Source organism: Nocardioides alcanivorans, from assembly GCF_021555175.1.
In the GTDB taxonomy this organism is placed as follows: Bacteria; Actinomycetota; Actinomycetes; order Propionibacteriales; family Nocardioidaceae; genus Nocardioides; species Nocardioides alcanivorans.
On the sequence record NZ_JAKGRW010000019.1, the window covers coordinates 160,984 to 186,578 of the forward strand.

Annotated in this window: 24 protein-coding genes and 3 pseudogenes; 5 read left to right on the forward strand and 22 right to left on the reverse strand. The window is 68.9% G+C overall.

The window, feature by feature from the left end:
* Positions 1-67: 67 nt before the first annotated feature.
* The 8 genes and pseudogenes from L1066_RS11130 to L1066_RS11165 all read right to left on the reverse strand — a co-directional run bounded on the left by L1066_RS11130 (position 68) and on the right by L1066_RS11165 (position 6,444).
* Entirely contained in the window at positions 68-1,342 is a 1,275-nt protein-coding gene (locus tag L1066_RS11130) for an MFS transporter (protein ID WP_235736389.1), read from the reverse strand.
* Positions 1,306-1,476, reverse strand: coding sequence for a hypothetical protein (locus tag L1066_RS11135; protein ID WP_235736390.1), 171 nt, complete (start codon positions 1,474-1,476; stop codon positions 1,306-1,308). Before L1066_RS11135 ends, L1066_RS11130 begins: the two co-directional genes overlap by 37 nt.
* A complete protein-coding gene (locus L1066_RS11140) occupies positions 1,473-2,945 on the reverse strand; it encodes a class I adenylate-forming enzyme family protein (protein WP_235736391.1) in 1,473 nt (490 codons plus the stop codon). Before L1066_RS11140 ends, L1066_RS11135 begins: the two co-directional genes overlap by 4 nt.
* 83 nt (positions 2,946-3,028) lie before the next feature.
* Positions 3,029-3,748, reverse strand: coding sequence for an SDR family NAD(P)-dependent oxidoreductase (locus tag L1066_RS11145; RefSeq protein WP_235736392.1), 720 nt, complete (start codon positions 3,746-3,748; stop codon positions 3,029-3,031).
* Positions 3,749-3,758: 10 nt separating this feature from the next.
* Positions 3,759-4,286: an NAD(P)/FAD-dependent oxidoreductase gene (locus L1066_RS11150; RefSeq protein ID WP_235736393.1), complete on the reverse strand. Its 528-nt coding sequence runs from the start codon at positions 4,284-4,286 to the stop codon at positions 3,759-3,761.
* Positions 4,202-5,206 (reverse strand): flavin-containing monooxygenase, encoded by a 1,005-nt coding sequence (locus L1066_RS11155; protein WP_235736394.1) that lies wholly within the window; start codon positions 5,204-5,206, stop codon positions 4,202-4,204. The genes L1066_RS11150 and L1066_RS11155 overlap by 85 nt, the downstream gene beginning before the upstream one ends.
* Positions 5,127-5,363, reverse strand: coding sequence for an NAD(P)-binding protein (locus L1066_RS11160; protein WP_235736395.1), 237 nt, complete (start codon positions 5,361-5,363; stop codon positions 5,127-5,129). The genes L1066_RS11155 and L1066_RS11160 overlap by 80 nt, the downstream gene beginning before the upstream one ends.
* Positions 5,360-6,444, reverse strand: a pseudogene (locus L1066_RS11165) (alpha/beta hydrolase). Before L1066_RS11165 ends, L1066_RS11160 begins: the two are co-directional and overlap by 4 nt.
* Here L1066_RS11165 and L1066_RS11170 point away from each other — a divergent pair.
* On the forward strand, positions 6,443-7,087 hold the full coding sequence (locus L1066_RS11170) for a helix-turn-helix transcriptional regulator (RefSeq protein WP_235736396.1): 645 nt from the start codon (positions 6,443-6,445) through the stop codon (positions 7,085-7,087). The pseudogene L1066_RS11165 and the gene L1066_RS11170 overlap by 2 nt on opposite strands.
* Positions 7,088-7,213: 126 nt before the next feature.
* On the opposite strand, the gene L1066_RS11175 is transcribed toward L1066_RS11170, so the two are convergent.
* The 6 genes and pseudogenes from L1066_RS11175 to L1066_RS11200 all read right to left on the reverse strand — a co-directional run bounded on the left by L1066_RS11175 (position 7,214) and on the right by L1066_RS11200 (position 12,951).
* Complete coding sequence (locus L1066_RS11175; RefSeq protein ID WP_235736397.1) at positions 7,214-8,872, reverse strand: AMP-binding protein; 1,659 nt, start codon at positions 8,870-8,872, stop codon at positions 7,214-7,216.
* Position 8,873: 1 nt separating this feature from the next.
* Positions 8,874-9,005: an oligopeptide/dipeptide ABC transporter ATP-binding protein gene (locus tag L1066_RS11180; protein ID WP_235736398.1), complete on the reverse strand. Its 132-nt coding sequence runs from the start codon at positions 9,003-9,005 to the stop codon at positions 8,874-8,876.
* Positions 8,996-9,880 (reverse strand): annotated as a pseudogene (locus L1066_RS11185) (ATP-binding cassette domain-containing protein); the annotation flags it as partial. The pseudogene L1066_RS11185 and the gene L1066_RS11180, both read right to left, overlap by 10 nt.
* On the reverse strand, positions 9,880-10,800 hold the full coding sequence (locus L1066_RS27655) for an ABC transporter ATP-binding protein (protein ID WP_235736399.1): 921 nt from the start codon (positions 10,798-10,800) through the stop codon (positions 9,880-9,882). The gene L1066_RS27655 and the pseudogene L1066_RS11185, both read right to left, overlap by 1 nt.
* Complete coding sequence (locus tag L1066_RS11195) at positions 10,797-12,017, reverse strand: ABC transporter permease (RefSeq protein ID WP_235736400.1); 1,221 nt, start codon at positions 12,015-12,017, stop codon at positions 10,797-10,799. Before L1066_RS11195 ends, L1066_RS27655 begins: the two co-directional genes overlap by 4 nt.
* On the reverse strand, positions 12,010-12,951 hold the full coding sequence (locus L1066_RS11200) for an ABC transporter permease (protein WP_235736679.1): 942 nt from the start codon (positions 12,949-12,951) through the stop codon (positions 12,010-12,012). The genes L1066_RS11195 and L1066_RS11200 overlap by 8 nt, the downstream gene beginning before the upstream one ends.
* Before the next feature lie 212 nt (positions 12,952-13,163).
* Here L1066_RS11200 and L1066_RS11205 point away from each other — a divergent pair.
* The 4 genes and pseudogenes from L1066_RS11205 to L1066_RS11220 all read left to right on the forward strand — a co-directional run bounded on the left by L1066_RS11205 (position 13,164) and on the right by L1066_RS11220 (position 18,205).
* Positions 13,164-14,575 (forward strand): annotated as a pseudogene (locus tag L1066_RS11205) (aldehyde dehydrogenase family protein).
* Entirely contained in the window at positions 14,575-15,675 is a 1,101-nt protein-coding gene (locus tag L1066_RS11210; protein WP_235736401.1) for a Zn-dependent alcohol dehydrogenase, read from the forward strand. Before L1066_RS11205 ends, L1066_RS11210 begins: the two are co-directional and overlap by 1 nt.
* Positions 15,672-16,610: an alpha/beta hydrolase gene (locus tag L1066_RS11215; protein WP_235736402.1), complete on the forward strand. Its 939-nt coding sequence runs from the start codon at positions 15,672-15,674 to the stop codon at positions 16,608-16,610. Before L1066_RS11210 ends, L1066_RS11215 begins: the two co-directional genes overlap by 4 nt.
* Positions 16,607-18,205: a flavin-containing monooxygenase gene (locus L1066_RS11220; RefSeq protein WP_235736403.1), complete on the forward strand. Its 1,599-nt coding sequence runs from the start codon at positions 16,607-16,609 to the stop codon at positions 18,203-18,205. The genes L1066_RS11215 and L1066_RS11220 overlap by 4 nt, the downstream gene beginning before the upstream one ends.
* Before the next feature lie 133 nt (positions 18,206-18,338).
* Here L1066_RS11220 and L1066_RS11225 read toward each other — a convergent pair whose 3' ends face one another.
* From L1066_RS11225 to L1066_RS11255, 8 genes are all read right to left on the reverse strand, one after another.
* Positions 18,339-19,289, reverse strand: coding sequence for a type IV toxin-antitoxin system AbiEi family antitoxin domain-containing protein (locus L1066_RS11225; protein ID WP_235736404.1), 951 nt, complete (start codon positions 19,287-19,289; stop codon positions 18,339-18,341).
* A 215-nt stretch (positions 19,290-19,504) separates the two neighbouring features.
* Positions 19,505-21,094, reverse strand: a complete 1,590-nt coding sequence (locus tag L1066_RS11230; RefSeq protein ID WP_235736405.1) for an ABC transporter substrate-binding protein — start codon at positions 21,092-21,094, stop codon at positions 19,505-19,507.
* A 181-nt stretch (positions 21,095-21,275) separates the two neighbouring features.
* Positions 21,276-22,301, reverse strand: coding sequence for an amidohydrolase family protein (locus tag L1066_RS26625; RefSeq protein ID WP_312007567.1), 1,026 nt, complete (start codon positions 22,299-22,301; stop codon positions 21,276-21,278).
* Positions 22,244-23,002, reverse strand: coding sequence for an amidohydrolase family protein (locus L1066_RS26630; protein WP_283095373.1), 759 nt, complete (start codon positions 23,000-23,002; stop codon positions 22,244-22,246). The genes L1066_RS26625 and L1066_RS26630 overlap by 58 nt, the downstream gene beginning before the upstream one ends.
* Positions 22,995-23,423: a Zn-ribbon domain-containing OB-fold protein gene (locus tag L1066_RS11240; protein ID WP_235736406.1), complete on the reverse strand. Its 429-nt coding sequence runs from the start codon at positions 23,421-23,423 to the stop codon at positions 22,995-22,997. The genes L1066_RS26630 and L1066_RS11240 overlap by 8 nt, the downstream gene beginning before the upstream one ends.
* Positions 23,424-23,427: 4 nt before the next feature.
* On the reverse strand, positions 23,428-24,627 hold the full coding sequence (locus L1066_RS11245; RefSeq protein WP_235736407.1) for a thiolase family protein: 1,200 nt from the start codon (positions 24,625-24,627) through the stop codon (positions 23,428-23,430).
* Complete coding sequence (locus tag L1066_RS11250; protein WP_235736408.1) at positions 24,627-25,094, reverse strand: hotdog family protein; 468 nt, start codon at positions 25,092-25,094, stop codon at positions 24,627-24,629. The genes L1066_RS11245 and L1066_RS11250 overlap by 1 nt, the downstream gene beginning before the upstream one ends.
* Entirely contained in the window at positions 25,091-25,591 is a 501-nt protein-coding gene (locus L1066_RS11255) for a MaoC family dehydratase (protein WP_235736409.1), read from the reverse strand. The genes L1066_RS11250 and L1066_RS11255 overlap by 4 nt, the downstream gene beginning before the upstream one ends.
* Between the last annotated feature and the right edge of the window lie 4 nt (positions 25,592-25,595).

The window sequence follows — 25,595 nt, forward strand, 5'->3', positions numbered from 1 at the left end:
GGCGAGGTCGTGTCCTCCAGCCTGCACACCCATCCCGGCGAACGGTTCGTGCTCAGCACCATGCTGGTCACCGAACAGTAGGCAGGTCGAGCGCAACCCGAGCCGTACGTGCCTGCCAGGCGCACACCGCGGCCGCCACGACGCAGATCAGGAGGCCCAGCCAGGCCGCGCCGCTGTAGCCGGTGTCATTGGGGTGGCCGTCCTCGGCGAAGTGCGCCAGGACCGCCACCGACAACGCACTGCCCATGGCGAAGCCGAGCATCCGGACGACCACGTTGAGCGCCAGCGCGCTGCCGGTCTCGGCAGCAGGCACCACCCGCACCACCAACCACGGGATCGAGTTGAAGGTGGTCCCGCTGCCGATGCCTCCGATCAACATCGCCAGAGCGATCTGCCAGAGCTGGTCGTGCCACAGTGCCAGCACGAGGTTGGACGCCCCGAACGCGAGACACCCCAACGGCAGCAGCAGATCGGGTCCGATGACCGGGCCCAGCACCAGGGCGATCCGGTTGCCGACGACACTCGCGACGGCGTACGGGACGAGCATGAAACCAGCCCAGGTGACCGAGCGGCCCAAGCCGTCTGCCTCGGGTCCGGCCTGCACGAGCACCATGATCGTGGCCATCATGAGATACATCCCGACACCGCCCAGGAGGCCGGCGACGTGAGCGCCGAGCACCCCGGGACGCATCGCGACGCGGAGGTCGACCAGAGGGTTGGTCCGACGCAGTAACCAGCACACGGTGGCCACGAGCAGCACCGCCGAGAGGCCGAGCACTGCGCGCAGGGCCGTGGAGCCATAACCCCAGACCTCGGCCCGACTGATGGCCAACAGCACGCCGAAGGTGGCCGCGCCCAGCAACAGCGCACCGATCCAGTCGACGGGTCCGTCACCGTCCGCGGCGCCGGGCGGGATCACCTTCAACGCCACCGCGACGGAGACGAGCGTGAAGCCGAAGGCGATCCAGAACGCCCCCTTGACGCCGAGCAGGTCTGCGATGACCGCAGCGATCGGGAACCCGAGGCCAGCACTCATCACGTTGGCCAGCGAGATCGTGGCCAACGCCCGGCGCGCCTGGGCCTCGGGGAGCTGGTCCCGGGCAGCGGCGAAGGCCAGCGGCGTGATGCCGAACCCCAGCCCCTGCAGGGCACGACCGGCGACGAGCGCCTCGAAGCCGAGGGGCAACGCAGCCATGAGGGTGCCGATGGAGACGAGTGCCAAGCAGATGATCGTGACGGTTCGGCGTCGCGTTCCCGCGCCCAGCCTGCCGATGAGCGGTGGGCTGAGTGCGCCCACGAAGAGCGTCACCGTGAGGCTCCACTGGGCAAGGGAGAGAGGCACCCCTCCTCCTCGGCGATGGCCGGCACCATCGGGGCACCGAGGGCACCGATGACACCCGTGACCATCGTCAGCGAGATCAACCCGGCCACGATGAGGCGGGCGTTGACCGGTTTGCCCGTGGCCACGTCGGTCATCCCACCGCCTCGAGGAGTTGGCTCCGCAAGGAGAGGCGGGAGACCTTGCCAGAACCCGTGGTCGGGAACTCGTCGAAGAAGACGAACCTGCCCGGCACCTTGAAGGCCGCCAGGTGGTCGCGCAGGTGCAGGTCGAGCGACGAGCTGGCCGGTGGCTCGCCTGCCGGGATGACGCATGCGACCAGGCGCTGGCCCTGGCGCGCGTCGGGGACGCCGACCACGACCGCGCGATGGACGCCCGGATGGTCGGTGAGCACCCGCTCGACCTCCTGCGGCACGACGTTGAAACCGCTCACGATGACGGTGTCCTTGACGCGGGAGACGATCGCGAGCCGACCCTCGTGGTCGCGTCGCGCGAGGTCACCGGTGTCGAGCCAGCCCTCGGCGTCGACCGCGGGACGGCTCCCGTCGGCATAGCGGGTCGCGACATGGCCACCGCGTACCAGCAGCCGCCCCTCCTCACCGGGGCCCACCTCGGAGAGGAGGGGGCCGACCACCTTGGTCTCGAGACCGGGCAACGGGGTCATCCAGCCGTGTCGGCCCGGATCGGCGCCGATCCGGCCGAGTGCCACGGAGCCGCAGGTCTCGGTCATGCCGTAGCCGGTGACCAACTCCGCGATGCCGAGGTCGTCGCAGATGGCGCGCATGCGGTCGGCCTGCACCTCGGTGCTTCCAGCGATCGCCTGACGCACCCCGCGCAGTGGGGTGCCGAGCAGGTGCAGGTCGTGATAGATCGTGGGCGGTCCGGCGAGCACGGTGAGCCCGGACTCGGCGACCAGCGCACGGACCTGCGCGGCGTCGTAGCGATCGACCAGGCGGACGCCGGCGCCCGCCCACATGGCGACGATCAGCACGCCGTTGAAACCGAAGGAGTGGGCCAGCGGTACGGCGCCCAGCAACACGTCCGTCTCCTGCAGGCCGAGCCAGCCGGAGATGTGGCGGTAGAGGTCGGCCAGCTGGGCGTGCCCCATCGGCACGAACTTCACGTCACCGGTGGTGCCGGAGGTGGCGAGGACGAGCGCCGGCGACCCGGTGTCGATCTGTGGCAGGTCGGTGGACGTGGGAGCGGCGGGAGCCGCGATGAGTCGCGCCATCGAGACCAGGCGCAGGCGGGGGTCGCGGCCGCGCCACGACCGATCGTCGGCAACGACGAGACTCGGTCCGAGGCGGTCGACGGCACGCTGTTTCTCGCCCCGGGTCGCGCCGTGGCCGAGTGGCACCACGGTTGCGCCGAGGGCGAGCACGGCGAACGCGGAGACCACCCACGGGACGGAGTTGCGCCCGACCACGAGCACCCGGTCCCCCGGCCTGACACCGGACTTGCGCAGCACGACAGCGGCGGCCTGCACCCGCTCCCACGTCTCGGCGTACGTGAGCCGACGCGCGCCGTCGTCGACGGCGAGGTGGTCGGGGTGCGAGACGGCCCGGGCCGCCGACAACTCGACCAGGGTCCGAGGGACCGAAAGCATGCCGACGATTGAATCAGCCGGCCGTCGGATTCGGCCATCGGGTTCCGCTGCACAAGAGTGGGGGCTCCACGACGACGTCGGCGTCAAGCAGTGGCTCCGCCGTCCACCACGAAGTCGGCGCCCGTGGTGTAGCTGCTCGCGTCGGAGGCCAGGAAGGCGACCGTGGCGGCCACCTCGCCGGAGGTCCCGCGCCGTGGGATCGGCAGGTGGCTGAGATCCATCGTGCTGCTGGCGATCATCGGGGTGTCGACCGAACCGGGGCAGACACAGTTGACCCGGATGCCCCGCGGTGCGAACTCACGAGCGGCCGAGCGGCTGGCGCCACGCAGGCCCCACTTCGACGCGCTGTAGGGCAGCGCGCCGCCGTGGCCGCGGACCCCGGAGATCGAGGCGACGTTGACGATCGAACTCCCCTCGGGCATCACCGGGGCGACGGCCTGCATGCCGAGGACCGGGCCGAGGAGGTTGATCCCGAACAGGCGCTGCAGGTCATCCTCGGGCCAGGTGGTGATGCCGCCGGTGCGGTAGATCCCGGCGTTGTTGACCAGCACGTCGATGCGGCCGTGATCGTCCACCGTCGCGCGGACGATCCGCTCCCAGTCGTCGCGGGAGGCGGTGTCGTGGCGGTGCGCCGTTGCCCCGATCGTCGCGGCCATCGTCTCGAGCTCGGCGCCGTCGATGTCGGTGAGCACGACGGTGGCGCCGAGCTCCGTGAAGAGCGCGGCCTCGGCGGCGCCCTGGCCACGGGCGGCGCCCGTGATCAGCACGACCTTGTCGGTGAGACTCACGAGTGGTGTCGTCACGAGATCCTCCTCAAGAGCTCAGCACGAAGCCGCTGTAGCCGGCTTCCCGCACTGCGCTGCAGTGGTCGATGTAGGTCTTGAAGCCGCCGATGTAGGGGATGAACCCGGACTTCTTGCCTTCGATGTTGGCACCCATGTACCAGGAAGGGGCCTGGGTGAAGAGGGTCTTGTCGGCGACCTCGTGGAGGTGTTTGGTCCAGGCCTCCGCCGCATCCGGACGGGCCTCCGCCGTCCGGAAGCCGCGTTCGTCGAGGGCGATGATCAGGTCCACCACCCAGTCGACGTGCTGCTCGGCGGTGAGCGCCATGTTGGCGAGCACCGAAGGGCTGCCGGGCCCGGAGAGGCTGTGCAGGTTGGGGAAACCCGGCACCGCCACACCGAGATAGGTCAGCGCTCCGTCGGCCCAGGTGTCGGCGATCGTCACGCCGCCGACACCGCGGACGTCGATGCGCGTCAGCGCCCCCGTGAGGGCGTCGAAGCCGGTCGCGAGCACGAGCGTGTCGAACTCGTACGACGCCGCTTCCGTCTTGGCCCCCACTTGGTGAAGGTGACGAGCGGCTCGCGACGCAGGTTGACCAGCGCGACGTTGTCCCGGTTGAAGGTCTCGAAATAGCCGGAGTCGGTGCAGATGCGCTTGGTGCCGATCGGGTGGTCGACCGGGATCAGGTCGTCCGCCGTCCGCGGATCGCGGACGATGCTGCGAATCTGCTCGGCGGCGTAGTCCCGGGCCAGCGCATTGATCTCGGGATCGACGGTCTGTCGTGGGAAGGTCTTGCCGAAGAGCACGCCTCCCTTCTCCCAGAACTCCTCGAGCACCTCACGGCGCTCCTCCTCCGAGAGCTCGAAGGCCTCGGTGGGGTGACTCGTCCAGGGAGAACCGGCAGCGCTCGCCCACGAGGCGGCACGCCGCTCCTCGAGCTGGTCGAGGAGCTCGGCGTACTCCTCGTCGGGGATCGGCCGGTTGAACGCGGGGACACTGAAGTTGGCGGACCGCTGGAACACGGTGAGCGCCTCCGCCTGCTCCGCCAGCAGCGGGACGGACTGGATGCCGCTGGATCCGGTGCCGACGACCGCGACCTTCCTGCCCGCGAGGTCGACCCCGTGGTGCGGCCAGTCGGCAGTCATCAGGATCTCGCCGTCGAAGTCGTCCAGCCCCGGGAGATCTGGGCGGTTGGGGGCAGACAGGCTCCCGGTGGCGCAGAGCAGGTGGCGGGCGGTGACGACCGAACCGGCGTCGGTGGTCACCGTCCAGCGCGCTGATTCCTCGTCGAAGTGGGCGGAGAGGACCCGTTCGCCGAATCGGAAGTGGCGACGCAGGTCGAAGCGGTCGGCGACGTGCTCGAGGTAGTTGAGGATCTCGGGCTGGGTTGCGTAGCGCTCACTTCCAGCGCCACTCCTTCTGGAGCTGGTCGTCGAAGGAGTAGGAATAGTCGAGACTCTCGACGTCGCAACGGGCACCGGGATAGCGATTCCAGTACCACGTGCCACCCGGACCGTCAGCAGCTTCGATGCCGAGCACGTCGAGGCCCGACTCATGGGCCCGGTGGACGCCGTAGAGACCAGCGAAACCGGCGCCGATCACGACGACGTCGACGTGGTGGGAAGGGGTGGTCATGATGCGCTCCTGTCGAGAGAGGCGGCGCCCAGGAGGGCGGTGATGTCGCGCCACAGCAGGGCGCGCGCCGATTGGGCCGGCCCGAAGGGGCCGATGGTGAGGAAGCCGTGGAACAGCTCGGGGTAGTGCCGGTGACGCGTGGGGACACCCGCCGCTCGGAGGGTGCGCGCGTAGCCGTCCCCTTCGGAGCTGAGCGGGTCGCGCCCGGCCGTGACGACGACGGCGGGCGCGAGGCCTGCATGGTCGACGGCACGGGACGGGACCACCTGCCAGGCAGGCTCCGGGATCGGGGAGTCGCCGAGGTACTGCTTCCAGTACCACTGCATGGCCGCGCGAGTGTTGAAGTGATCGGTGGCGTAGCGCCGGTAGCTCTCCGACTCGAAGTCGGGCTCGATGACCGGATAGAGGAGGATCTGCGCCGCCAGCGGCAGGCCGGCCTCGCGCGCCTGGAGAGCCGCCACGGCAGCAAGGTTGCCGCCGGCACTGTCTCCCCCACCGCCACCGCAGCCGGGTCGATGTCCCACGTGTCGGCGTACTCATGGACGTTGCGGAGCACCGTGAACATGTCGGCAGCGGCCGCCGGTGCGCGGTGCTCGGGCGCCAGGCGGTAGTCGACCGAGACGACCACGCTGTCGGTGTGTCGGGCCAGCATGCGGCAGAAGCCGTCGTGCGTCTCGAGATCACAGAAGACGAAGCCGCCGCCGTGGGCAAAGACGATCGCGGGTCTGCGTCGCCCGGACGAGCCGTGGGGGCGATAGACGCGCACAGGAACGCCGTCGACCTCACGGTCCTCCGCTGACTCGACGTCGTCGATGTTGGTGACGGGCTGCCTGCGTGCCGCCACCAACGCTCGCGCCTCCGGCCCGGTCATCTCCTGGACCGGGGGAACCCCTCGTTGAGAGCGGCGAGCATCTGGTCGACCTCGTTCTGCACTTCCCCTCCTCATGATCTGGGTAGCACTATTCCTATTAGAAATAGTCTGCCCACGCAAGGCGAAGTACCACTGACGACCTGGGGACCGATTGGAAATATGACTGGTCGATACAGTTGGCCCCGATACCGTCCAGTAGGATGCGGCCATGGCAACTGAGGACGCGACTGATCTGCCCTCCCTGCGGCCCACGAGCTGGGCGACGCTGGGACTGCTCTCCTTCGGCGAGGAGCTCTCGGGCTACGACCTGAAGAAGTGGGCCGACTGGAGCCTTCGCTTCTTCTACTGGGCGCCCTCCTACAGCCAGATCTACTCGGAGCTGCGCAAGTTGGAGGAGATGGGCTACGCGTCGTCACGCGTGGTCAACAAGGACGACGTCCGCGGCAAGCGGCTCTATCGGATCACCACCGAGGGCGAGGCCGTGATGAGTCGCTGGGCGAACGAGGCCCCCGTGGAGCCCGCCGTCTTGAAGCACGGCCTGATGCTGCGCATGTGGCTCGGCCACGCCGGCGACCCCGAGCACCTGCGCGGGGCACTGGAGGCCCACCGCGACCAGTCGGAGAAGATGCGCATCCGCGCGGTCGTCGACGCCGAGGGCGCCGCGAGGGAACCCGACTGGGCGTTCCCCGAGATGGTGCTCAAGTGGTCGGCGCAGTACTACGAGGACGAGCGCAACCGCGCCGACGCCATGCTCGCCGACCTCGAGAAGGTCGCCAAGAAGCAGAAGCGCAAGGGCCACCACACCACCCAGACCAAGCGCACCTCCGACGAGCTCCGCAGCCACGCCGACTGATCGCCGTTCCACCAGGCTGCGTCACTGTGTGACGAAATTGCATGCTTGGTGTGCGTGGCTACGGCCCCCAGGAGCGCAATTCCCCGCCCGGGCGGGGAATCTTGAGCGCTCCCGGGGCTGCTGGGATCAGGCGGGGAGAAGCGCCTGCCGGCCGTGCGAGGTGAACTCGGCGGCGATCCGGTCGCGGCCGGCGTCGTCGAGGAGGACGTACTCCTGGGTGCGCCCGACCCGGATCCACACGGGGTCGTCGGTGCACCAGGCCGCGGCCCGCAGCGGCGCCTTGTTGACCTTGTTGCTGCCCGTCAGCGGGATGCGATCGATGATCCGCACGTAACGCGGCCACCACTTCGCCGACATCTCCGGCTGCTCGGCGAGGTGTCGACTGAAGGCTGCGGCATCGAAGCTCGCACCGGGCGCGAGCTCGACCACGCACATCACCTGGTCGCCGGTGCTGGCGTCGGGGACGGCGAAGACCGGCGCCGCGAGCACACCGTCGACGCGCTGCAGCACCCGCTCCACCGGCGCGGCGGAGAAGTTCTCACTGTCCACGCGCAGCCAGTCGGACGAGCGGCCGGCGAAGTAGAAGAATCCGGCCGCGTCACGATAGGCGAGATCACCGGTCCAGAAGTCGTCGCCACGGATGCGATCGGCCATCGCGCCGGGGTTCTTGTAGTAGCCCTCGAAGGTGTGTGCCAGGCCGACGCCGACGATCTGGCCGACGGCCTCGGGGTTGAGCAGCCGTCCGGAGTCGTCGAAGCGGGCCCGCGGGCACTCCTCCCCCGTCGCCTCGTCGATGACGCGTACGTCGGCACCACCGACGGGCAGGCCGAGCGAGCCGGTCGGGGACTCGGGGGTGCGATTGATGCGGAGCACACCCTCGCTGAGGCCGTAGCCCTCCATGACCTCGCAGCCGAAGCGCTCGGTGAACCGCGCGACGTCGGTCTCGGATGCCTCGGTGCCGAAGGCCAGCTCCAGCGTGCTGGTGCGGTCCTCCGGCAGCTCCGGGCGGCTGAGCACGTAGGACAGCGCCCGGCCGACGTAGTTGACGAACGTGACGCCGTAGCGGTGGATGTCGGGGGCGAAGGCGCTGGCAGAGAACTTGCGCACCATCGCGACCGTCGCGCCGGCATGCATCGCGGCACCGAGGTTGAGCATCAGGGCATTGCCGTGGAAGAGCGGCATGCACAGATAGGTCACCGAGTCGCGCCGCATCCGGGCCCGACCGACCATCGCCTCGAGCAGTCGGCCGAGGCGACCCTGCCCGACGATGACGGCCTTGGGAGCGCCGGTCGAGCCCGAGCTGAACAGCAGCAACGAGATCTCCTCCGGCGCTGGAGTCGTCTGCGGGAGCTCGGCTCCCTTGAACGGGGCCAGGAAGTCGGCGTACGTCGCGGAGTCGACGTTGAAGATCAGCTCCGGCGCGATGCCGTGGTCCTGGCCCTCGACGAGGTGCGCCAACCGGTCCTCGGTGATCACCAGGTCGACGTCGGCATGCCGGATGTCATGGGCCAGTTCCGCGCCGCTGCGGCTGGAGTTGATGCCGACCACGACGGCGCCGGCAACCGCGCCGGCGCCCACCCAGAAGACGAAGTCGGGGACGTTGTCGAGCAGGACGCCGATGTGGACCTGCCGATCGGCACGCTTCGGAGCGACCGCCTCAAGCGCAGCGGCGCGCTGCGCGGACTCTCGGACGACCTCGTCCCAGCTCCAGCTGCGTCCCTCGAAGAGGAGGCCGGGCGACTGGTCGCCGGATCGGGCACGGACTACTTCAGCAAAGGTTTCCATCTCAGACTTCCGCGTGGTGGCAGGCGACAAGGTGACCGGTGACGGATTCTCTCAGCGGCGGCGCCTCGCTCGCGCACACCTCGGTCGCCAGCGGGCACCGAGTCCGGAAGCGGCAGCCGCTGGGGGGATCCAACGGCGAGGGAGCTCGGCATTGGTCACCCCGACGTCGTCGACGTCGAGTTCGGCGTCCGGGAGGTGAGCCTCCGGCACCGATTCGAGCAACAGCTTCGTGTAGGGGTGCAGGGCATGCTCAGCCAGCCGGTCGGCAGGGATGACCTCACAGACCCGACCGAGATACATCACCATGATCCGGTCGCTGATGTTCTTCACCACGGCCAGGTCGTGCGCGATGAAGATCATGCTGAGCCGGTAGCGCTCCTTGGTGTCCTCGAGCAGGTTGAGGATCTGCGCCTGCACCGACACGTCGAGACTGGAGACCGGCTCGTCGCAGATCAACACCTGCGGGTCGAGCATCAGGGCCCGGGCGATGCACACCCGCTGGCACTGGCCACCCGAGAGCTCGTGCGGCCGCCGCTCCCACACCGAGTCAGGATCGAGCCCGACTGCCAACAGCAGCTCGCGGACCCGCTCCTCGGTGACCTTGCGGCCCCAGATGCGGGCACCTTCGGCGACGAGGTCCTTCACCTTGCGCCGCGGATTGAGCGACGACACCGGGTCCTGGAAGATCATCTGCATCCGAGCGCGCTTGCTGCGCAGGGACCGGCCCGAGTGGCCGACCAGCTCGACGTCGTTGAGCCTCACCGAGCCGGAGGTCGGCGAGGGCAGCTGCATGATCGCGCGGCCGGCGCTGGACTTGCCGCAGCCCGACTCACCGAGGATGCCGAGAGTCTCGCCCTCCTCGAGGTGGAAGCTGATGCCCGACACCGCGTGCACGGTGCCGCCGCCCTTGGCAGGGAACTCGACGACGAGGTCGTCGACCTCGAGCACCCGGTCACCTGCAGCACCGTCGGGTACGCCGACCGATTGCGTTGCGAGCGTCCCTGACATCAGTTCTCTCCTCGATCGACGGGGTGGTGGCAGGCGAAGAGGTGCGGCACCCGACCCTGGGGCGCGTCACCCGTTCGCAGCTCGGGCAGGTCGACGCGGCAGTCGTCCTGCGCGTAGGCGCAGCGCGGTGCGAACCGACAGCCCTGCGGCGGGTGGAGCATGTTGGGCGGGGCGCCGTCGATCGCCGCCAGCCGCACGTGCGGCGGCTCCGTGAGACGGGGGATCGCGCGCAGCAGCGCCTCCGAGTAGGGATGGCGGGCGCCGGTGAAGAGCGACCTGGCGTCGGTGGTCTCGACCATCCGACCGGCATACATCACCGCCACCCGGTCCGCGCGGCCGGCGACGACGCCGAGGTTGTGGCTGATCAGGATGATCGCCATCCCCAGCTCGTCCTGCAGCTTGGCGAGCAGGTCGAGGATCTGGCGCTGCACGGTCACGTCGAGAGCCGTCGTCGGCTCGTCGGCGATGAGCAGCGCCGGGTCATTGGCCAGTGCCATCGCGATGACGACTCGCTGCCGCATGCCTCCCGACATCTCGTGCGGATACTGGTCGAGTCGGCGCACCGGGTCGGGGATGCCGACCAGGTCGAGCAGCTCCTTGGCGCGCTCGCGGGCCGCCTGACGACCGAGCCCCTGGTGCTTGCGCAGGGTCTCGGTGAGGTGGGTGCCGATCTTCTTGACCGGATTGAGCGCGGTCATCGGATCCTGGAAGACCATTCCGATCCGGGCACCCCACAGCTTCCGTAGCTGCTTGGGACCGAGCGCCTGGATGTCCTGGCCGTCGAACATGACCCGACCGTCGATCGTGGTCGTGGGCCCGGAGGTGTGCAGGCCCATGATTGTGCGACCGAGCACCGACTTGCCGGACCCCGATTCGCCGACGATGCCGATCGTCTCGCCACGGCTGAGGCTGAAGCTCACGCCGTCGACGGCCTTGAGGTCACCGCGGGGGTGTGGATCGTCGTACGCAGGTCTTCGACCGACAGGAGTCGTCCGCTGTCGGGCCGGTCCCCGGCGGGTGCGGACTCGAGCACGTGGTTGGTGGTCATCTCGGCCTCAGATCTTCGCCTGGCGGGGGTCGAAGCGCTGACGCGCCTTCTCCCCAGCATGTTGAATGCGAACACGGTGAGGAACACCGCGGCGCCGGGCACCAGCACGATGTGGGGGTGCTCCTCGAAGGTGTTGCCCTCGCCCTCCGCGATCATGTTGCCCCAGCTGGGCTCCGGCGCCTGGATGCCCAGACCCAGGAAGCTCAGCGACGACTCGGCCACGATCAGCACCGAGACGATGATCATCCCGTAGGAGAGCAGCGGGAGGATGACGTTGGGCAGCAGTTCGCGCACCATGAGGCGCCAGTGGGTGGCACCCATCGCCTTCCCGGCGAGGACGAACTCACGCTGCACGAAGGTCAACGTGCTGGCCCGGGCCATGCGCACCATGCTCGGCAGGGCCATCAAGGACAGTGCGAAGGCGATGTTGGGCAGCGTCGGGTCGAGCACGGTCGCCAGGGCGATGAGCAGGATCAGCGGCGGGATCGCGAGCAGCGAGTTGGTGAGGATGCCCACCGTGGCATCGGTCCACTTGCGGAAGTAGCCGGCCGCGATGCCGACGGCACCGCCGACGACGAGGGCGATGAGCACCGCACCGATCGAGACGACCAGCGAGGCGCGAGCGCCGTAGATGACGCGGGCGAGCAGGTCGAGACCGAAGTTGTTGGTGCCCAGCGGGTGATTGGTGAGCGGGTCGGGCCGCGCCATCACCGGGTCCTGCAGGGTCTGGGAGATGTCCTGCTCCTCGCCGAGGGGCAGGATCGGGGCCAGGATCGCGGCCAGCACGATCAGGGTGACCCAGATGGCGCACAACCAGGTGGTCAGGTCGAAGCCGGGACCCTTGCGACGCCGGCCCAGCGCGGAGCTGCCGTTGAAGAGGAGGATGACCGCGACGAGGTAGAGGGCCGCAGTGGTCCAACCGTTGCCCTGCATCGGCACCAGCGCGACGACGAGGGCGACCACGCCGAGACCGAGTGGGAGCAACGCTCGCAGCAACGACGGCGTACCGATGGGCGGCGCAGCCACTTCGCCGACAGCCGCGAGGGCATCGGCAGCGGGGTCCGCGGGAGTCTGGGTGAGTTCAGACATGTGCCCTCCTGATACGCGGGTCGAGGTAGCCGTAGGAAGCGTCGATCAAGGCGTTGGTGAGCACATACATCACCGCGATCACCAGCACTGCCCCCTGCACCGTGACGAAGTCGCCGGCATTGGCGGCGCCGATCACGAGCGATCCCATGCCGGGTAGGGCGAAGAGGTACTCGACGATCACGGTGCTGCCGATGAGGCGGCCCAGGCCGATGCCCATCAGGGTCATGAGCGAGAACGAGGACGGGCGCAGTGCGTCGCTCAGCATGATGTGACGCGGTCCCATGCCCTTCGCCTTGGCAGCAAGGATGAAGTCGTCCTGGAGCGTGGTGACGAGGTCGTTGCGCAGGATCCTCGTGAACATCGCCGTCTCCGCGAGCGCGATCGTCAGCGCTGGCAGGAACGCGTGGTAGAGGTTGTCCCACACCCCGTCGCCGAGGCGAGTCCACTGGGCGCGGGGGAACCAACCGAGGCCGTTGGCCAGCACCATGATGATGAGCAGGCCCGCGAGGAAGCTGGGGATCGAGAGCACACCGAGCGCACCGGCACCGACGGCCCGGTCGACGCGGCCACCGGGACGGTAGGCGGACCACATCGCCAACGGGATGCAGAAGATCAGCGCCATTCCCATGCCGAGCACGGCCAACTCGAGGCTGACCGGCAACGCCGAGGCGATGCGGTCGGAGATCCCGTTGTACGGCGGCACGACCGACTTGCCGAGGTCGCCGGTCATGGCGTTGCTCAGCCAGTCCCAGTAGCGGGTGAGGAGCGGATCGTTCAGCCCCAGGTCATCGCGCACTGCGGCGTACTCGGCCTCGGTGCGGCCTTCGCCCAGCATGGTCACGGCCGGGTCGGTGTCCATCTTGGACACCAGCCAGAACGTTCCCAGGCTGACGATGAACAACACCGCCAAGAGCTCAGCGACGCGCTTGAGCACTCTGATCAACGTCTCCTCCTTCCATCCGGACAAACAGCCGGTTTATGCCTACTCGGCATATCGGAGTGGCGAATATACCCACGCATCGAACCTGCAGCGAGCCCACTCCCATCAACTTTCCGGGAGCATCCCTTGCGTGACCCAAATATTTCTATTAGACATACTCCAATCGGATAGTAATCGACGCGGCGACGAGGAGCTGGAACGAGCGGATGGACAAGCACGAGAGCATCTATCTGGACGGCAGCTGGGAGGCACCACACGGCGATGAGTGGCTGGAGGTCATCGACCCCCGCAGCGGTGAACCGGTCGCTTCGGTTCGTCTGGCGGACGCGGTCGACGTCGACCGTGCGGTCGCCGCTGCCCGACGCGCCTTCGACGCCGACGCCTGGCCGCTCGCCGAACGACTCGCGACCTTGCGCTCCCTGCACGCACGGGTCTCGGAACGGCTGGACGAGTTCGCCGACCTCATCTCCTCGGAGATGGGCTCGCCCGACCAGTTCTCCCGCCAGGTGCAGGTCGGGATGCCGTTGGGCGTCCTCGACACGACCTTGACGGTGGCCGAGGGCTTCTCCTTCGACCAGCCGCTGGGTCCCTCGCTCCTCACCCGCGAACCGATCGGCGTCGTCGCCGCGATCACGCCGTGGAACTTCCCGCTCCACCAGGCCGTCGCCAAGATCGCACCGGCCCTCGTGGCCGGGTGCCCCGTGGTCCTGAAGCCCGCGGAGCTGACTCCCCTGTCTGCGTACCTCCTGGCCGAGGTAGCCCACGAGGTCGGCGTGCCGGCCGGGTGGCTCAACGTGCTGGCCGGGCGCGGCACGGTCGTGGGCGAGGCGCTGGCCACCCATCGCGACGTCGACATGGTGACCTTCACCGGCTCGACCGCGGTGGGGCGCCGGATCGGCGCGCTCGCTGCCGAGACCGTGAAACGGGTGACCCTCGAGCTCGGTGGCAAGTCGCCCAGCGTGCTCCTCGACGACCTCGACCCGGAGGCCTTCGCATCCGCAGTGCAGACGTCGGTCGGCTTCGGCCTGATGAACACGGGGCAGACCTGCGCGGCCTGGACCCGGTTGGTGGTGCCTGAAGAGCGGTACGACGAGGCGGTCGCCATCGCGAAGGCGACGGCCGGCGCCGTCGCACCCACCCTCGGACCGCTGGTGTCGCAGACGCAGTGGGAGCGGGTCGCGGGACACCTCCAGGACGCGGTTGCGGACGGCGCCGAGGTGCTGCTCGGGACCGCAACACCCACTCCCCCGACGCGGGCTACCGGATGGATCCGGTGCTCCTCGGTCGGGTGACGCCCGAAATGCGGGTGGGGCGGCACGAGGTCTTCGGCCCGGTGCTGTCGATCTCCACGCACAGCGGGGACGACGACGCGGTCGCGATCGCCAACTCCACCGACTACGGGCTGAGCGCCGGCGTCTTCGCAGGCGACCGGGAACGGGCCATCGCCGTCGCTCGCCGGATCCGGTCGGGCACGGTCCACGTCAACGGCCTCAACTCCAACCCGTTGGCGCCGTTCGGCGGCTACAAGCAGTCCGGCAACGGACGCGAGTACGGGCAGTTCGGCCTGGAGGAGTTCCTCGAGACCAAGTCGATCCAGCCTCCGGCGCAGGAGGCCTGATGCCCACCAGCCGCGCCGCCGTCCTCCAAACCAGCCCCGGGGAGCTGGTGCTCCACGACATCGTCGTCGACGACCCGGCACCCGACGAGGTGCTGGTGCGCACCGTCGCCGCCGGAGTCTGCCACTCCGACCTGCACTTCATGCACGGCGTCATGCCGCACCCGGTGCCGACCGTCCTGGGCCACGAGGCCGCCGGGATCGTCGAGGCAGTGGGCAGCGCCGTCCACGACCTGGCTCCCGGCGATCACGTCGTCGAGTGCCTGTCGGTCTTCTGCGGACGTTGCGAGTTCTGCCTGTCGGGCCGACCGGCGATCTGCACCAAGGCCGGACTCGGGCGCCCGGCCGGGGCACCGCCGCGGCTACGACTCGGCGACGAACCGATGACCCAGTTCCTCAACCTCTCCAGCTTCTCCGAGTTGGCACTGGTGCACCGCAACGCGTTGGTGAAGATCGACGACCGGATGCCGCTGGACGTCGCCGCGTTGTTGGGCTGCGGTGTCCTCACCGGCCTCGGCGCAGTGTTCCGCACTGCCGGAGTCCGCCCCGGTGAGACGGTGGCGGTGATCGGGTGCGGCGGCGTCGGGCTGAGCGCGCTGCACGGCGCCGAGCTGGTGTCCGCCTCGCGGATCATCGCGGTCGACACCGACCCGGCGAAGCTGGCACTCGCCAAGGAGTTCGGCGCGACCGACGTCGTGGACGCCTCGCAGGTCGATCCGGTCGCCGCGGTGCGCGAGCTGACCGGCGGCGGAGTCCACCACGCGTTCGAGGCCGTCGGCCTGGCGGCCACCACCCAGCAGGCCTTCTCCATGGCGGGGCGCGGCGGGACCGCGACCGTCGTGGGCATGATCGCGCCCGGGGAGCAGGTGAGCATCCCCGGCATCGAACTGCTGGTCGAGAAGAAGCTGCAGGGCTCCCAGATCGGTTCCAACCAGTTCATCACCGACATCCCTCGCTACGTCGACCTCTATCTGGCCGGGAAGCTGCGCCTCGACAGGCTGGTCTCCCGCAGCACCGATCTCGACGGCATCAACGAGGCCTATCAACGGCTGGCCGAGGGCGGCGTCGCTCGCCAGCTCATCACCTTCGGAGGAGCAGCATGAGTCTCGACGAGGCAACGACGGCCCTGCTCGCCCAGCTCGCTGCGGCAGGCGGCGCACCGATGCACGAGGTCTCGCCCGGCGAGGCGCGAGCACGCATGGCCGGACTCGCGCAGTTGTACCCCGCCGGGCCCGGAGCCCGCCCGCAGCGACGACGTACGCATCCCCGGGCCGGGGGCGAGCTGCCGGCGCGAGTGATCACGCCACCGAACCCGCGCGGCGTGCTGCTCTACCTGCACGGAGGCGGCTGGGTCGTCGGATCGATTGGCGAGCACGAGTCGCTGGGACGGCAGCTGGCTGCCGCGACGCGGTGCACGGTGGTGCTGGCCTCCTATCGGCTCGCGCCGGAGGCGCCGTGGCCGGCAGCGGTCGAGGATGCCTGGGCCGCGCTGCAGTGGGTGGACGCGCAGCGGTCGGCGTTGGCCGCGGAGGACGCGCCCGTCGTCGTCGCCGGTGACAGCGCCGGCGGCAACCTGGCCACCATCGTGGCGCGTCACGCACGCGACGCAGGCGGGCCCTCGGTCGACCTGCAGGTGCTGGTCTACCCGGTCACCGATCACGACTTCGACAACGGTTCCTACACCGATCCGGCCAACCAGCTGGCGCTCAACCGGCAGACCTTGCAATGGTTCTGGGAGCACTACGTGCCGGTCGACCAGCGCGACCACGCGGACGTCTCGCCGCTGCGCGCCGACGACCTGGCAGGACTGCCGCCGGCGGTCGTGGTGACCGCGGAGCACGACGTACTGCGCGACGAGGGCGCTGCCTACGCGGAGCGGTTGCGCGCCGCCGGCGTCCAGGTCGACCACCGCGACTTCGCCGGCCAGATGCACGGATTCTTCACGATGGTCGGGTTGCTGCCGGCGCAGGCAGAGGCCGTCGACCACGTCGCCCAACAGGTCGACACCCACCTCAACTCCTTGGAGACCACCCGATGAGCACCCGTCATGTCGATGCCGTTGTCGTGGGAGCCGGGTTCGCCGGCCTCTACGCGTTGCACAAGCTCCGTCAGCAGGGGCTGGACGTGCAGGTCTTCGAAGCCGGTTCCGACGTGGGCGGCACCTGGTTCTGGAACCGCTACCCGGGGGCCCGGTGCGACATCCAGAGCGTCTTCTACAACTACACCTTCGACGACGACCTGGCACGCGAGTGGGTGTGGAGCGAGAAGTACGCCAGCCAGCCGGAGATCCTCCGCTACCTGCAGCACGTGGCCGATCGCTTCGACCTGCGCCGCGACATCGCCCTCGAGACCCGGGTGACCGAGCTGCGCTTCGACGAGGACAACTCTCGGTGGTCGGTCCGCACGGATGCGGGCGAGACCCTCGAAGCGACGTACGTCGTGCTGGGGGTCGGGCTGTTGTCGTCCGCGAACATGCCGGACATCCCCGGGCGTGACGACTTCGCCGGACCGATCCTGCACACCGGGCACTGGCCGCACGAGCCGGTCGACTTCACCGGAAAACGGGTCGGGATCATCGGCACCGGGTCGTCGGGCATCCAGACGATCCCGATCGTCGCGGAGCAGGCCGAGCATCTCACCGTCTTCCAGCGCACCCCCAACTTCAGCCTGCCGGCGCACAACAGCGCACCGGATGCCGAAGAGGTGGCGGCACTGCGGGCTCGGCACCCGGAGGTGCGCGAACAGCTGCGCAACTCCTCCTACGGCATCCTTCACGACCCGCCCACCCAGGGGGCGTTGGACGTGAGCGACGAGGAGCGGGTGGCGACATACGCCTCCCGATGGGACGACGGGACCCTGACCGGGATCCTGCAGTCCTACAACGACCTGGTGCGCAACCAGGCGTCGAACGACACCGCCTCGGAGTTCGTGCGCTCGAAGATCGCGGAGATGGTCGACGACCCGGAGGTGGCCGAGGACCTGGTGCCGCGTGGTTATGCGTTCGGGACCAAGCGCCCGTGCCTCGACACCGGCTACTACGCGACCTACAACCGTGACAACGTGGAGCTGGTGAGCATTCGGCGTACGCCGATCGAGCGGATCACGCCTTCGGGCGTCCGCACGAGTGCAGGTGAGCACCCGCTGGACGTGCTGATCTTCGCGACCGGATACGACGCGATGACCGGATCGCTGCTGGCGATGGAGATCTTCGGTCGCGACGGGCTGTCGCTCCGCGAGGCGTGGGCCGACGGCCCGTCGAGCATGCTCGGGATCGCGGTGGCCGGTTTCCCCAACCTCTTCACCATCACCGGACCGGGCAGCCCCTCCGCCCTGAGCAACGCGGTGATCTCGATCGAGCAGCACGTGGAGTGGGTGAGCGATCTCCTGGCCCACCTGCGCTCGGAAGGGCTGCAGGTCGCGGAGGCCGACGAGGTGGCGCAGAAGGAATGGACCGCACACGTCCAGGCTGCCGGCAACGCGACGCTCTACCCGCAGACCGACTCCTGGTACATGGGTGCCAACATCCCCGGCAAGCCCCGGGTGTTCCTCCCCTACATCGGCGGCGTCGGTGCCTACCGCGCGCACTGCGACCGGGTTGCTGATGACGGCTACCCGGGGTTCGCCCTGTCCTGATTCATTCCAGTCGCGGCAATTCCCCGCCCGGGCGGGGAACTTGTCGCCTGTGGGCTGTTGCCACAGCCACCCAGCATGCAATTCGGATGACATGTGGGACAGCTGGGGCGGGTGAGGGGTCGTACGTCGGCCCTCACCTGCACCATCCCACTCGCTCGAGTCGGGCCGCGATGCGGGCAGCCAACTGGGCCGGTCGGTGGAACTCACTCCACACCACCCGGATGCAGTCCCACCCCAACAGGTCCCCGACCACCTGTTGACGGCCCTTCTCACGCATGACCACGTCGATCGCATCCTCCCCGGGACGGGCGAACGCGGCGTATTTCACGCGGCCGTCGAACTCGAGATAGAGGCCGAGTCGCGGCCAGGCGAGGTCGAGCCTGGCCACGAGGCGGCCGGCGGCGTCGAAGACCTCGAACTGCGGTACGGGCATGGGCAGCCCGAAGACCCAGCAGAGGTGGCGCACTCTGCTCTCTCCCGGCGACTCGACGCGCGAGTCCATCAGGGCCAGCACGAGCCGCAGGATCACCGCACCGGGCCAGTGCGTCATCCGCTCGGCTTGCTTCCGCATCTTCTCGGGCGTGGCGAGGCCCTCGTGCAGGGCTCCGTCAGCGGCAACCAGTCCGTGCTCGAGATCCGTCCGGGTGGCGTACTCCAAGATGGCGCGTTCCGGCGCGGTCGCCCGATCCTGACCGACATCGACGACGTCGCCAGCGAGCAAGGTGCCACGATGATGCCGCACACCGGACTCTCGTCGTCCTGCGGATCGCGCGCCGGTCACGTGGACCTCATCCAGATCCGGCTCCCACACCGGGATGCCGTGCGCCAGCAGTGCCGTCGTGTGGGAGAGCGCCACCTCCCCACGGGCATGTCGTTGCACTGAGCGTGCCCGAACGAGGTGCTGACCAATGGCGGTCCGCTGGCGCCAATCGCTCGTGAGTGCATAGGCGCCGTTGCGGATCCGGGTCCAGTCCCCAGCACGCAGACGTCGTTGGATGTAGGCGTCGTCGAAGCCGAGCGCCAGCACTTCAGGGCGCGAGATGTAGCCAGCCTCAGCCGCCCGGGGAGTCCACAAGGTAGTCATGGCCAGCATGCTTGCGCGGCAGGCGCGGCCTCACAGTCCATCCACAGCCGCCTGTGTGCAGTCGCGCCGCTCCACAGGTGCTCCCGCCCAAAGCGGTTCACCCGAGTCGCGGGGCGCCGTACTGTGTCACGTTCTTGTGAGCCTGTAGGCCGTAGCCACACACGCCAAGAGGGCAATTCCCCGCCCGGGCGGGGAATTGCCCTCTCTGGAATGGATCAGGAGATCCAGGCGTCCTCGACGAAGAACATCGAGGTGGACGCCGGGACGATGCCGTGGACGTTGTCGTTCCAGAACGTCATCTCGGGCATCGGGCCCCAGTTGAGGTAGGGCACCGTGTCGTTGGAGACCTGCTGGATCTTGTCCATGGCGGCGAGCTGGGCGCTCTCGTCACCGGCCTGCTGGAACTCCTCGATGGCGGCGTCCATCTCGGGGCTGGTCGGCATGCCGTAGGTCTGCGTGCCGGAGCTGTGCAGGGTGGAGAAGAGCTTGGAGAAGGGGTCGCCCTCCCGGTAGCTCAGGCCCCAGGCAGCGACGTCGTAGTCGCGGTTGACGGCGATCGAGTCGATCTGCTCGGCGACGGTCCGCTTCAGGTCGAGGGTGACCTCGAAGCCGATCGCCTCCAGGTTGGCCTTGACGGCAAGGGCGGTGTTGCGTGACCCCGGGTCGGAGGCGTCCAGGTAGCTGATCTTGCCGTCGTACCCGTCCGCCTTGGCCTCGTCGAGCAGCTTCTTGGCCTCGTCGGGGTCGTAGGCAGGACCGTCGGTGTCGGTGTTCCAACGCGAGTAGTCGAGCCACATGGTCGAGCCGGCCAGACCGTGGCCCTCGTAGGCACGCTCACGGATCAGGTCGGGGTCGATGCCCATGGCCAGCGCCTTGCGCACCCGCTCATCGGCGCCGGGGTGTCCCTCGGTCGCGTTGACCAGTGCCACGTTGCTCATGGCGATGACGTTCATGTAGCCGGGAACGTCCGCGTCGAGCAGCTCGTCGACCAGATCGGGGTCGCGCACCAGGACGCTGTCGATGTCGCCCTTCTTCATGCTGTCGATGCCGGTCTGCTGGTCCGACAGATAGAGGATCTTGAACGCCTCGACGTTGGGGGCACCGTCCCAGTAGTCCGAACGCGCCTTGAGCGTGACGGCCTCCTGCGGCGCCCACTTGTCGAGGGCGAAGGCGCCCGCGCCGACCGGCTTGAACTCGCCACCCTTGTCCGACGACTTCGCCACGATCATGCCCGGCCCGGTGCTGAGGATGCTCGGGAAGAGGAACCACGGCTTGTTGAGCTTGTAGGTGATCGTCAGCGGGTCGACGACCTCGATGTCGGTCACGTTGCCCGCCCACAGCGCGGCCTCGGGGCCCTTGTTGGTGGCGTAGCGCTCCTGGCTCCACTTGACCGCCTCTGCGTCGAGGTCGGTGCCGTCGGAGAACTTCACGCCCTCGCGCAACTTGAGGGTCCACTCGGTGCCCTCATCGTTGCCCTCGAGCGACTCGGCCAGCTTCGGCACGAAGTCCTCCGCCTCCGGGTCGTAGCGGAGCAGCGTGTCGAAGATCGCCGCCATCTCGACGCCGCCGGTGGTCGACGCGGCGATGATCACGGCCGGATCGAGGGAGCGCGGCTCGGAGAAGGCAGCCCACTCGAGGGTGCCACCCTTGGTCGGCTCGCCCGAGTCATTGGCCCCGATCATGCCTTCCGTGTAGGTCCGCTCCTTGGGGCCGGAGCTGACGCCCTCCGACTCGCCGCAGGCCGCCAGCAGGGCGGTGACTGCCACCGCTGCCACAGCGGCACGAAACACTGGGGTCCTGCGCATGACTGTTCTCCTTGTGTTCAACTCGGGGATATCTTGGGTGACCATATATCTATTCGACATACATCGACCAGACCTATTCCCATCGAATCGTCACCAACACGCAAGAGCAGCAACCCGGCAGGACCAGAGGTGCTCCTTCGGCGCGCAAGAAGGTGCTACTTCGCGGGAGGCGGGTACGCCGTCACGCAGGTCCGGGACGGCCGCCGCGGACCAGACGCCCCGGGAGGGCGCCGGTCGCCTCGCCGCTGCGATAGGTCTCGGCTCCGGAGACGACCGTGTGCAGGTAGCCGTCGGCACGCTGCAGGAGACGACGCCCACCGGCCGGGAGGTCGTGGTGCACCTCGGGCTTGTGCAGACGCAGTCCGTCGAAGTCGATGACGTTGAGGTCCGCCTTGTAGCCGGGCGCCAGCAGGCCCCGGTCGAGGAATCCGACGGCCTCGGCAGTGGCTCGGGCCTGGCGCGCGACCACGAACTCGAGCGACAACCGCTGACCGTCACGGTCACGCACCCAGTGCTGCATGAGCGTCGTCGGGAAGCTGCCGTCGCAGATGGTGCCGACGTGCGCTCCACCATCGGAGAGCCCGGGGATCGCGAACTCGTGGGCCAACTGGTCGTAGGCGCCGTCGAGCGAGCCGTTCACGTAGTTGGTGAAGGGCTGGTAGATCATCCCGCGGCCACCGTCCTTGACCAGGATGTCGTAGATCAGTTCCGTCGGGTCGACTCCCGCGGCCGCAGAGCGGCGGGCCAGGGTCTGGGAGATGTCGGGCTCGTAGTCGGGCTCGTCGCCAAGCTCGAACATGATCTCGATGCGGTCGAGGAACTGCCCGCCGATCAGGGCCGGGTTCTTCACGATGCCGATCTCGAGGATGCGTCGCCGCGTCTCGGGGTCCTGCATGCGGCGGGCCCGCTCGGCCAGCGGCAGGTGGGCGATCTCCTGATAGGCGGCGTTCGAGACGAACGGGTTCAGCGTGAGGTCGAGGCCCAGCAGGATGCCGATGCCGCGGGCGGCGACCTGGGCCCGGAGGCGGTGGCCCTCGGCGTTCGCCTCCTCGAGGAACCCCAACGCCTTGCGGAAGCGATCCGGGTTGGCGGCGGTCTGCGACAACGAGAACGACATCGGTCGTCCGGCTGCGGCGACCATCGACCGGATCAGGTCGAAGTCGGTCTCGATGGACTCGTCGTCCCAGTCGGTGACCAGCTGCAGCACCCCTTGCCGGTGGCGCCGATCGCCCGCGAGATCGTGACGAGCTCGTCGCGGCCAGCGGCGTACGACGGTGTCAGCTCGCCCGAGATCGACTTGTGGTTGAGCGTCCGCGAGGTGCTGAAGCCGACGGCGCCGGCCTCGATCGCCTCTGCGGCCAGCTTGGCCATCAGCTGCGACTCCTCCTCGGTGGCGAGGGTGTGGGCGGCCGCCCGCTCCCCCATCACCCGCACCCGCAGGGCCGCGTGCGGCACCTGGGCGGCGAAGTCGAGGTCGTGCGCGCTCGTCTCGAGCGCGTCGAGGTACTCGGGGAACGACTGCCAGGTCCACGGCAACCCTTCGGTGAGCGCCACACCTGGGATGTCCTCGACACCTTCCATCAGCTCGACGAGCCGGCTGCGGTCCTCGGGAACCACCGGCGCGAAGCCGACCCCGCAGTTGCCCATGACCACCGTGGTGATGCCGTGCCACGACGACGGCTGCAGGTAGTTGTCCCACGTGGCCTGGCCGTCGTAGTGCGTGTGCACGTCGACGAAGCCGGGGGCGACGATCGCACCGTCGGCGTCGATCTCCTGGGTGGCCGTGCCGGAGACCTTGCCGACCTCCACCACGGTGCCGTCACGCACGGCGACATCGGCGGTACGTCGGGGCTCACCGGTGCCGTCCACCACGGTGCCGCCTCGGACGATCAGGTCGAACTCACTCATGGGGGTTCCCTTCGGTAGGAGCTGGTCGATAGCGGAGCAGCGTCATGCCGGAATCCGGCTCGCGGTCGAAGACCGGCTCGACCCGCATCCCGACCCGGAGCTCGGCACGGTCCGCGTCGACCAGTTCGGTGCTGAAGCGCGGACCCTCGTCCCACTCGACAACCGCGAGCAGCTGCGGCACGGCATCGCTCCAGGGCGGCGCGGTCGGGCGGTCGGCGACGGTGAACGTGTACAACGTGCCGGCGCCCGAGATCTCTCGCCACTCGAGGTCGTCGGCGAGCGTGCGAGGCGCGAGCGTGCGCGGGTAGAAGACGTACTCACCCAAGGACGGGGAGAACTGGATCAGGACCCGGCCCTCGGCCAGCGCGTCCCAGAAGGGCTGCGAGACCGGCGTGGGTTCGGGCATCGGTCGGGTGGTCATCTGCTCAGTCCCCCTGGAAGAGCAGGGCCACCTGCTCGCTCATGATTCCGCCGTTGCCGGTGACGAAGGCGGTGTTGCAGTCGGCCACCTGCGCCTGCTCGGCCCGGCCCATCAACTGTCGGGCCGCATCGACGACGTGGTGCATACCCCCGGCCATGCCGGCCTGTCCGAAGGAGAGCTGACCGCCCGCGGTGTTGACCGGGAAGTCGCCACGGAAGGTCAGATCGTGCTCCTGCACCCAACGCATGCCGGTGCCCTTGGGGCAGAAGCCGGCATCCTCCAGGCTCATCAGCACCGTGATCGTGTAGCAGTCATAGATCGACGCCATGTCGACGTCAGAACGCTCCAGGCCGGCCATGGCAAAGGCCCGGTCGGCGGCGCGGATGATCGGCGTGTGCAGCAGGTCGTCGGCATAGGTGGGCGTCTTGAAGGCCACGTGCTCGCCGAACCCCTTGACCCACACGGGCCTGTTCCGGGAGCGCCGAGCCACGTCGGCGTTGGCGATCAGCACTGCCGTGCCGCCCTGCACCCGCATCACCACGTCGAGCATCCGGATCGGATCGGCGATCATCGGCGAGTCGAGCACGTCCTGCACCGTGATCGGCTTCCCGTGGAAGATCGCCCCGGGATGCGCACAGGCATTGGTGCGCTGGGCGACCGCGATGCTCGCCGTCGCCTTCTCGTCGTAGCCGAACTCGGCGGCGTACCGCTGGGCGATCTGCGCGTAGGGCCCGTTCTGGCCGACGTTCCCGTAGGGGATCTCGAACTCCGCCTGCGGTGAGCCGAAGTTGTTGCTGGAGGCGCCGTACCACCCCGGGTCGGCGGCAGGTCGCCGCTCGGACCGGGGGACGGCGAGCGAACCCGGCACGACCGCGAGCACCGCGTCGCAGATACCCAGCTCGACGGCCGCAGCGGCGCGCCAGACCATGCCGGCTGCCGTCGCCCCGCCGAGATCGACCCGCTCGCCGAAGTCGACCGGGATCCCCAGGTATTCGGCCAAGGTGGCGGGCGCGAACATCGCGGACTCGCCGATGCCGTGGGTGACCAGGCCGTTGACCACGGAGGCGTCGAGACCGGCGTCGTCGAGCACCAGCTTGGCCAGGCGCGCGTACTGGTCGATGGTGAAGGCGGGCACGGCCTCCTTCAGCTTGAGGGCCGGGAGCTCGGCGATGCCGACGATCGCGGCCTCTCCTCGCAGGCCCATCAGCGCTCACCGCGCAGCGGCAACGACACGCTCGCGGTGCCGGGCATCAGCACGGTGTCACCGCGGCGGCCGGCGATCTCCAGCTCCACGACCCCACGCTCACCCTCACGGCGCGCTCCGGTCACGGTGCCGCCGAAGACCAGCTCCTCACCCGGCAGCGCAGTCGCACGGTTCTGCACCGAGTAGGTCACCAGCCGACCACCACCGCCCACCCAGTCGGTGACGGCGCGGGCCAGCAGCGCGGCCTGCAGCGGACCCTGGACGAGCACGTCGTCGTAGCCCTCCTTGTCGCGTGCCCACTCCTTGTCGTAGTGGATCCGGTGACCGTTGTAGGTCGCTGCGGAGAAGAAGAACATCTGCGTCTCGTCGACCACCACGGTCAACGCAGGGAGCTCGTCGCCGACGGCGACGTCCTCGAAGAAGGTCTCGACCACCGGGTTGTCCGTCACTGCTGCTTCCTCACTCACGGTCGGGCGATCATCGAGGTGGTGGCCTCGGCCACCAGCTCGTCGCGTTGGTTGGTGTAGGTGGTGCGCCACGTGACCAGCACGAAACGGCCGGAACGCCCCTGCTTCTCGACGATCGACTCGACGGTGCGCACCATGGTCAGCTCGTCGCGGTGGTAGGCGGGCAGGTGGAAGGTCGTCGACTCACCACCGGCCATCCGCTTGGGCGCGTCGGGGAACTGCAGGTTGCCGCTGGCGGCGCCCGACGAGCCGTCGGCCCTCAGGTCGCCGAGCGGGGTGACGCCGAGGACGGCGTACTGCAGGAACAGGGGTGGGCACACCACGTCGGCGTAGCCGTGGGCCCGCGCGAACTCGGCATTGAACCACAACGGGTTGTGGTCACCGACGGACGAGGCCCAGCGTTGCCAGTCGCGTCGGTTGACCTCGCCAACTGCCCGTGCCGCCTCGGTGCCCACGCGGGCGGCGACCTCGTCGGGGATCAGGGTCTGTTCAGTCATCAGT

Bases quoted from the DNA above. Each gene is read 5' to 3' on its own strand.
- L1066_RS11135 (WP_235736390.1), bottom strand. From the start codon at position 1,476: ATGACCGACGTGGCCACGGGCAAACCGGTCAACGCCCGCCTCATCGTG.
- L1066_RS11140 (WP_235736391.1), bottom strand. From the start codon at position 2,945: ATGCTTTCGGTCCCTCGGACCCTGGTCGAGTTGTCGGCGGCCCGGGCC.
- L1066_RS11160 (WP_235736395.1), bottom strand. From the start codon at position 5,363: ATGACCACCCCTTCCCACCACGTCGACGTCGTCGTGATCGGCGCCGGT.
- L1066_RS11170 (WP_235736396.1), top strand. From the start codon at position 6,443: ATGGCAACTGAGGACGCGACTGATCTGCCCTCCCTGCGGCCCACGAGC.
- L1066_RS11175 (WP_235736397.1), bottom strand. From the start codon at position 8,872: ATGGAAACCTTTGCTGAAGTAGTCCGTGCCCGATCCGGCGACCAGTCG.
- L1066_RS11195 (WP_235736400.1), bottom strand. From the start codon at position 12,017: ATGTCTGAACTCACCCAGACTCCCGCGGACCCCGCTGCCGATGCCCTC.
- L1066_RS11210 (WP_235736401.1), top strand. From the start codon at position 14,575: ATGCCCACCAGCCGCGCCGCCGTCCTCCAAACCAGCCCCGGGGAGCTG.
- L1066_RS11215 (WP_235736402.1), top strand. From the start codon at position 15,672: ATGAGTCTCGACGAGGCAACGACGGCCCTGCTCGCCCAGCTCGCTGCG.
- L1066_RS11220 (WP_235736403.1), top strand. From the start codon at position 16,607: ATGAGCACCCGTCATGTCGATGCCGTTGTCGTGGGAGCCGGGTTCGCC.
- L1066_RS11225 (WP_235736404.1), bottom strand. From the start codon at position 19,289: ATGACTACCTTGTGGACTCCCCGGGCGGCTGAGGCTGGCTACATCTCG.
- L1066_RS11230 (WP_235736405.1), bottom strand. From the start codon at position 21,094: ATGCGCAGGACCCCAGTGTTTCGTGCCGCTGTGGCAGCGGTGGCAGTC.
- L1066_RS26630 (WP_283095373.1), bottom strand. From the start codon at position 23,002: ATGAGTGAGTTCGACCTGATCGTCCGAGGCGGCACCGTGGTGGACGGC.
- L1066_RS11240 (WP_235736406.1), bottom strand. From the start codon at position 23,423: ATGACCACCCGACCGATGCCCGAACCCACGCCGGTCTCGCAGCCCTTC.
- L1066_RS11245 (WP_235736407.1), bottom strand. From the start codon at position 24,627: ATGGGCCTGCGAGGAGAGGCCGCGATCGTCGGCATCGCCGAGCTCCCG.
- L1066_RS11255 (WP_235736409.1), bottom strand. From the start codon at position 25,591: ATGACTGAACAGACCCTGATCCCCGACGAGGTCGCCGCCCGCGTGGGC.